Annotated in this window: 5 protein-coding genes; 1 reads left to right on the top strand and 4 read right to left on the bottom strand. The window is 71.1% G+C overall.

What is annotated here, in order from left to right; all coding sequences use genetic code 11:
* Positions 1-368: 368 nt before the first annotated feature.
* Positions 369-917 (bottom strand): MarR family transcriptional regulator, encoded by a 549-nt coding sequence (locus tag ACFYYF_RS38660; protein ID WP_361682666.1) that lies wholly within the window; start codon positions 915-917, stop codon positions 369-371.
* Positions 918-1,099: 182 nt separating this feature from the next.
* Between ACFYYF_RS38660 and ACFYYF_RS38655 the strand changes: the two genes are divergently transcribed.
* Complete coding sequence (locus tag ACFYYF_RS38655) at positions 1,100-2,374, top strand: MFS transporter (RefSeq protein WP_388783406.1); 1,275 nt, start codon at positions 1,100-1,102, stop codon at positions 2,372-2,374.
* An 88-nt stretch (positions 2,375-2,462) separates the two neighbouring features.
* On the opposite strand, the gene ACFYYF_RS38650 is transcribed toward ACFYYF_RS38655, so the two are convergent.
* The 3 genes from ACFYYF_RS38650 to ACFYYF_RS38640 form a co-directional block, all read right to left on the bottom strand.
* Positions 2,463-3,278, bottom strand: a complete 816-nt coding sequence (locus ACFYYF_RS38650) for a class I SAM-dependent methyltransferase (RefSeq protein ID WP_388783404.1) — start codon at positions 3,276-3,278, stop codon at positions 2,463-2,465.
* Positions 3,279-3,554: 276 nt separating this feature from the next.
* A complete protein-coding gene (locus tag ACFYYF_RS38645) occupies positions 3,555-5,234 on the bottom strand; it encodes a SpoIIE family protein phosphatase (protein ID WP_388783401.1) in 1,680 nt (559 codons plus the stop codon).
* 130 nt (positions 5,235-5,364) lie between these two features.
* Positions 5,365-6,726: an NAD(P)/FAD-dependent oxidoreductase gene (locus ACFYYF_RS38640; protein ID WP_388783399.1), complete on the bottom strand. Its 1,362-nt coding sequence runs from the start codon at positions 6,724-6,726 to the stop codon at positions 5,365-5,367.
* Between the last annotated feature and the right edge of the window lie 300 nt (positions 6,727-7,026).

Raw genomic sequence — 7,026 nt, 5'->3', positions numbered from 1 at the left:
CGGACGCTTCCTTTGTACTCACCCTCTCGGGCTTTCCTCCGGGCGCTTCCCTTCGGTCTTGCGTTTCCGACTCTATCAGATCCTTTCGGGCCTGATTCCCAGTCAGCGGGGTTTGTCTTCCCGGCCGTTAGGCCGTTCCGACGTCTCAAACTTTAGCGGATCTTCCCGGCAGTTCCTAATCGGGCCGCCGGACCCCAAGCGAATTGAATTCGGGCACACCGAATTCACCCCGGCTGGGAGATCGTGCTGAAGATTTGAGTGCCGCTACTGCGGCGGAGGCGCCGTCCCGGAACCAGACCGGCCCCGTGACAACTCGAAGAACTCTACTCACCGGGCAGGGCAGTGTCAACACCCACCTGTCAAGATCTTTAATCCAGGTCGCTGAGCCGGCCGCCGGCGTCCGGCTGGGCGTCCTCCACCCGCCGCAGCAGGCGGGTCAGTACCTCGCCCAGGACTCCTCGGTCCTCGGTGGAGAGGTCCTGGAGCAGGTCCTCCTCGAAGACCGTGGCGAGGCGCATGGCCTCCAGCCACTTCTCCCGGCCCTCGTCGGTCAGCTCCACGATGACGCGCACGCGGTTCGACTCGTCGCGCTCCCGGGTCACCAGCCCTTCCGCGACCATGCGGTCGATGCGGTGGGTCATGGCGGCGGGAGTGAGGCCGAGGCGCTTGGCGAGCTCGCTCGGGCCGAGGCGGTACGGGGCGCCGGCGAGGACGAGCGCCTTCAGGACCTCCCACTCGGCGTTGCTGATGCCGAGGGCGGCGGTCTGGCGGCCGTAGGCGACGTTCATCCGCCGGTTGAGGCGGGACAGTGCCGAGACGATCTTCTCGACCTGGGGGTCGAGGTCCCGGAATTCGCGCTGGTAGGCGGCGATCTGTTCTTCGAGTGTCGGCTCACTGACGCCGGGGGTGTCGCCCATGGCCCGAGTATCGCATGAGGTCGCTTGGTGTCGAAGTCCTTCAAGGTGTAGAGTTCAACTTCGAACTTTAGCTTCGAAGTCTTCAGGCTTGCATCCATGCGTAGGGAACCGGTTACGGACACGGTGCCCGATGGATGCGCCGTACGGCTTCACGACCAAGGCAGGTGAAAGTGACCAGGGCGATGGGCGCAGCGATGCGCCGGATCCACGTGGGCAACGCGCTCAGCGCGTTCGGGCTCGGCTTTACCGTCCCCTTCCTCTACGTCTATGTGGCGCAGGTAAGGGGACTCGGCTCCATGACGGCGGGCATCGTGCTCGCCGTCTTCGCCGTGGCCGCTCTCGTCGTGCTTCCGTTCGCCGGACGGGCGATCGTGCGGCGCGGTCCCCTGCCGGTTCTGCTCGCCGCCCTGGTGACCGCCGCGCTCGGTGCGCTGAGCCTCGGACTGGCGAGCAGCGCGACGACCGTGGTGCTGTCGGCGGCGGCGCTCGGTGCCGGGCAGGCCGTGATGCAGCCGTCGCTCGCGACGATGATCGTGGACTGCACCTCGGCGGACACCCGGTCGCGGGCGTTCGCGACGCAGTTCTTCCTGCAGAACCTGGGCCTCGGCGTCGGTGGTCTCATCGGCGGCCACATCGTCGACCCGGACCGGGCGAGCTCGTTCACGCTGCTGTTCGCGATCGAGGCGGCCATGTTCCTGGTGCTGGTCGTGATCATGGCGACGGTCCGGATGCCGCACGCTCCGCGGATCGGCGGGGACACGCCGCAGTCCAAGGGCGGAAGCTGGAAGCAGCTCCTCGGCAACCGGGCCATGGTGCAGCTCTCCGTGCTGGGCTTCGTGCTGTTCTTCGCCTGCTACGGACAGTTCGAGTCGGGGCTTTCCGCGTACGGCGTCGAGGCGGCCGGGATCTCCACGTCCGCGCTCGGTACGGCGATGGCGGCGAACACGGCGATGATCGTGGTCGCGCAGTTCGCGGTGCTGAAGTTCGTCGAGCGCCGCAAGCGGTCCCGGGTGATCGCCGCGGTCGGGCTCATCTGGGCCGTCGCCTGGCTGGCCGCCGGGTACGCGGGCCTCGGGCACGGCAGCCAGACCATGGCCACGGCGGCCTTCGTCTCGACGTACGCGCTCTTCGGGCTCGGCGAGGCGATGCTGTCGCCGACGGTCGCTCCGCTGGTCGCCGATCTGGCTCCGTCCGGCATGGCGGGTCAGTACAACTCGGCCTTCGCCCTGGTGAAGCAGCTCGCGCTGGCGATCGGCCCGGCGGTGGGCGGCCCGATGGGGGCCTCGCTGCACGGCCCGTACGTCGTGACGTTCCTGCTCTTCTCGCTCGGCATCACCGTCCTGGCCGTGCGGCTCGGGCGGCAGCTGACCCCCGTACAGAATCAGCCGTCGCTCGCGCGGAGCCGGGTGGTCGCGCAGGGCGGGGCTCCGGCCGAGCCGGTGCCCGCCGGCGCCTGACCGCCGGGTCCGCGGGACGGATACGGACCACGCGGCCGCCATCACGGAGTGACGTGATGGCGGCCGTTTCGTGTGCCCGGAGCGGGTCTCAGCGGATGCCGGTCAGCAGGTTGGCGGTGAAGGGGAGGGTGGCGGTGCCGTCGGGTGCGGTGTGGTCGGCGAGGCGGGTGTGGACGGAGCGTCCGGCGCGCAGGAGGGCGTCCTCGCCCGCGGTGTCGACGATCGCCTGTCCCCAGGACGTGGACGAGAGCTGGCCGGGGGCGTACGCGTCGAGGGGCGGGAAGGTGATGCCGAAGGTGACCTGGCGGACGGCGACGTCGTGGAACCCGGCGCCTCGCAGGGCGGCGGAGAGCCGCTCGGGGGTGCCGGAGAACGCGCCCTCGTAGTCGGCCGCGAGTTCCTTGCCTCCGTACTCCTCGACCGCCGCGTACTGGGCGACGAAGTACGGGATGAGGTCTCTGGCGGCCCAGGCGGTGGCGGCGAAGCGGCCGTCGGGGCGTGTCACGCGGGCCGCCTCCGCGAAGGCCGCGTCCAGGTCGGGGAAGAACTGGACGCCCTGCTGGCACACCACCGCGTCGAAGGCCGCGTCCTCGTAGGGGAGTCTTTCGGCGGGGGCGACGGTGAACCGGATGTCCGGGTACATGCGGGGCGCGCGTTCCACGGCCATGCCGATCATGCCCGGGTTGACGTCGGCCCCCGAGACCCGGCCGGCGGGGCCGACCCGGGCGGCCGCGGCGCGGGCCGCGAAGCCGGTGCCGCAGGCCAGGTCGAGCACCTTGGCTCCTGGGTACAGGTCGACCGCGTCCAGGATCGCTTCCACGAAGGGCGCCATGAACGGTGCCGCGTACCGCTCGTAGCGCTCGGGGCCACTTCCTTTGAGCTGAAAGCCCGATTCGTCTGCCATGGGGAGCTCTTAGCACCGGTCGGGCCGCTCGGCCAGAGGACGCGCGGCAGGTGACCGGCCGGGCCCGCGGTTCCCCGGCGCGCGTGCGCCGTCCCTCCGGGGCGAGAACTCGACGTCCGGCGCGGGACCGATCCCCCCGGGGGGGAGGAGTCGGTGCCCGACGCGCATGTCCAGTTCCCGGAGGGAGGACCCAGTTCCCGGCGGGCGTGCGTGTTCGGTTCCCGGAGCGGGGACTCAGTTCCCGGCGTACGCGCTCGGCTCCCGGCGTGCGGGGGTTCAGTTCCCCGCGCGCGGGAGTGCGAACTCGCACCACACCGCCTTGCCGCCGCCCGGTGTGCGCCGGGAGCCCCACGAGGAGGCGATCGTGGCCACGATCGCGATGCCGCGGCCGGCTTCGTCGCCGGGCTCCGCGCGGCGGCGGCGCGGCAGGTGGTCGTCCCCGTCGGTGACCTCGATGATCAGCCGGCGGTCGGTGCGGCGCAGGCGCAGCCGCATCGGCGGGGTGCCGTGCTGGAGGGAGTTGGCGACGAGTTCGCTCGCGGCCAGGACGCCGAGGTCGTGCAGGTCGCCGGGGAAGCGCCAGCTCGCCAGCACTCCGGAGGCGAAGGCACGCGCGCGTGGGGCCGCTTCCATGCCGCCGAGCAGTTCCAGGGCGGCGTTGCGGAAGAGTTCGCCGTCCGGGCCCGTGCGGGAAGGGTGCTGGAGGACGAGGACGGCGACGTCGTCGTCGTGGTCGGCGGTGACGCCGGCCGCGCGGACCAGGCGGTCGCAGACCACCTGGGGGCTGCCGGTGGCTCCGGCGAGGGCGCGCTCCAGGGAGGCGATGCCCTCGTCGAGGTCCTCGTCGCGGCGTTCGACCAGGCCGTCGGTGTACAGGACGGCGGTGGAGCCGGGGCCCAGCGGCACCGAGCCGGAGGCGTGCAGCCAGCCGCCGGTGCCGAGCGGCGGTCCGGTCGGTTCGTCGGCGCGGTGGATGGTGCCGTTCTCGTCGCGGACGAGGATCGGCAGATGGCCGGCCGAGGCGTACACCAGCCGCCCCTCGTTCGGGTCGTGGATCGCGTACACGCACGTGGCGATCTGGTTGGCGTCGATCTCGGTGGCCAGCCCGTCGAGGAGCTGGAGCACTTCGTGCGGCGGCAGGTCGAGCCGGGCGTACGCGCGCACGGCCGTCCGCAGCTGGCCCATGACGGCGGCGGCGCGGACCCCGCGGCCCATGACGTCGCCGATGACGAGCGCGGTGCGGCCGCCGCCGAGGGTGATGACGTCGTACCAGTCCCCGCCGACCGCGGCTTCCGTGCCGCCGGGCAGGTAGGTGGCGGCGATGCGCAGGTCGTCGGGTTCCTCCAGCTCCTGCGGGAGCAGGGAGCGCTGGAGGGTGACGGCGGTCTCGCGCTGGCGGCGTTCGCTGGCGCGCAGCCGCTCGGCCGCCTCCGCGTGGTCCGTGACGTCGGTGGCGAAGACGAGGACGCCGCGGCCGTCGTTCTCGGCGGAGGCGTCGGCCGAGGCGTCGACGGGGGTGCAGGTGAACGTGTAGGAACGGCCGCTCGACACCTTGCGGGACTTGACCGTGCGGGGCTTGGCGCTGCGCAGGACCTGGTCGAGGAGGGGCAGCAGGCCGAGTTCGTCCAGTTCGGGCAGGGCCTCGCGCGCGGGTGCGCCTGCGGGGCGGTCGCCGAAGGCCGCGGTGTAGGCGTCGTTGACGTACGAGACGCGGTGCTCGGGTCCGTGGACGAGGGCGACGAGGGCGGGGACGCGGTCGAGGACGGCGCGCGCCGGGAGTTCGTCGACGGCGAGCCCGGGAGGGGCGTCGCCGGTGAGCCGCTCGGCGCGGGCCGCCGGTACGGAGCCTTCCCCTCGGCGGTCCGGGGCGGCCGGGTGAGCGGCCGTGTGCTCGGTCCGCGCTGCGGCGCGGCGCTGCGTTCCGGGGAGCCGGGCGCTCCAGCGCGTGAAGTTCACAGTGGGGAAAGCCTCGTGTTAGAAGGGCGAGCGGTTCACCCGCCCAAAGTCGTGGACCTGTCTGGCAGTCTGACCGACCGGGCCTGCATCCGTCAGACGCCGTCCCTGCCGGTGGAGTTCCTGGGTCCGGTCAGGACGACCCCTTCGGGTCGTTCGGAGGCTTTCCCCCGGCCGCCAGTTCGAACTCCGCACGGGGGTGTTCGAGTGAACCGAGGGACACGATCTCCCGCTTGAAGAGACCCGCCAGGGTCCATTCGGCGAGCACGCGGGCCTTGCGGTTGAAGGTCGGCACCCTGCTGAGGTGGTAGACGCGGTGCATGAACCAGGCAGGATAGCCCCTCAGCTTGCGCCCGTAGACGTGCGCGACTCCCTTGTGCAGTCCCAGGGAGGCGACCGAACCGACGTATTTGTGGGAGTACGTCTCCAGGGGTTCGCCGCGCAGGGTGTGCGCGAGGTTGTCGCCGAGGACCTTGGCCTGGCGCACGGCGTGCTGGGCGTTGGGCGCGGTCTCCTTGCCGGGCTCCGCGGTCACGTCGGGGACGGCGGCGGCGTCTCCGGCGGCCCAGGCGTGGGTGACGCCGTCGACCGCGAGCTGGGGGGTGCACTTGAGCCGGCCTCGTTCGTTCAGGGGGAGGTCGGTCGCGGCGAGGACGGGGTGCGGTTTCACGCCGGCCGTCCACACGACGGTGCGGGTCGGGAAGCGCGCGCCGTCACTGAGGACGGCGACCCGGTCCGCGCAGCTGTCGAGGCGGGTCTCCAGGCGTACCTCGATGTTGCGCCGGCGCAGCTGGCTGACGGTGTACCGGCCCATCTCCTCGCCGACCTCGGGAAGGATGCGGTCCGAGGCCTCGACGAGGATCCACTTCATGTCCTCGGGCTTGAGGTTGGCGTAGTACCGCGCGGTGTAGCGGGCCATGTCCTCCAGCTCGCCCAGGGCCTCGACGCCGGCGTAGCCGCCGCCCACGAAGACGAAGGTCAGGGCCGCGTCGCGGATCGCGGGGTCGCGGGTGGAGGAGGCGATGTCCATCTGCTCGATGACGTGGTTGCGCAGGCCGATGGCCTCTTCGACCGTCTTGAAACCGATGGCGTAGTCGGCGAGTCCGGGGATCGGCAGGGTGCGCGAGACCGAGCCGGGGGCGAGCACGAGTTCGTCGTAGGTGATCTGCTCTGCGCCGGCGCCCTCCTCCTCGGTGGCGAGGGTGGTGAGCGTGGCGGTGCGTTTGGCGTGGTCGATCGACCGGACCTCGCCGATGACGATCCGGCAGCGGTCGAGGACCCGGCGCAGCGGTACGACCACGTGGCGCGGCGAGATCGAGCCCGCGGCGGCTTCGGGAAGGAACGGCTGATAGGTCATGTACGGGTCGGGCGACACGACCGTGATCTCGACCTCGCCCCGCTTCAGTTCGGGCTTGAGCTGCCGCTGGAGGCGCAGGGCGGTGTACATCCCGACGTAGCCGCCGCCGACGATGAGAATGCGCGCACGTTCCTTCACCGTCCCATGACGCACCGTGCTCCGGAGTTTGTCCACAGCCCCGGCAACTTGTGTGACCGGTCGCCGACAACGTGCAGAGTTGGCCGATTTGCCGGACTCTAGGGAAAACCCGCAGGTCATGGCGGGTGAGGGGGGTACTCGGAAAGGTCGTAATCGGGACGTACAGGGTTCGTACTCCGATCGGGGGGCGCTCCGTGCGGAACCTGCCCCTTCTGAATTGACCCCCTCTCAACTATGTTCGTGTGTCGACGGGGTGTAGGGGGATGCGCTCGGCGAGTTTGTACGACGGCTCGCGCTCCA

The organism is Streptomyces sp. NPDC001914, from assembly GCF_042891215.1.
Classification (GTDB): domain Bacteria; phylum Actinomycetota; class Actinomycetes; order Streptomycetales; family Streptomycetaceae; genus Streptomyces.
Note: the sequence above shows the minus strand (reverse complement) of the source record. Positions and strands in the feature narration are given on the sequence as shown.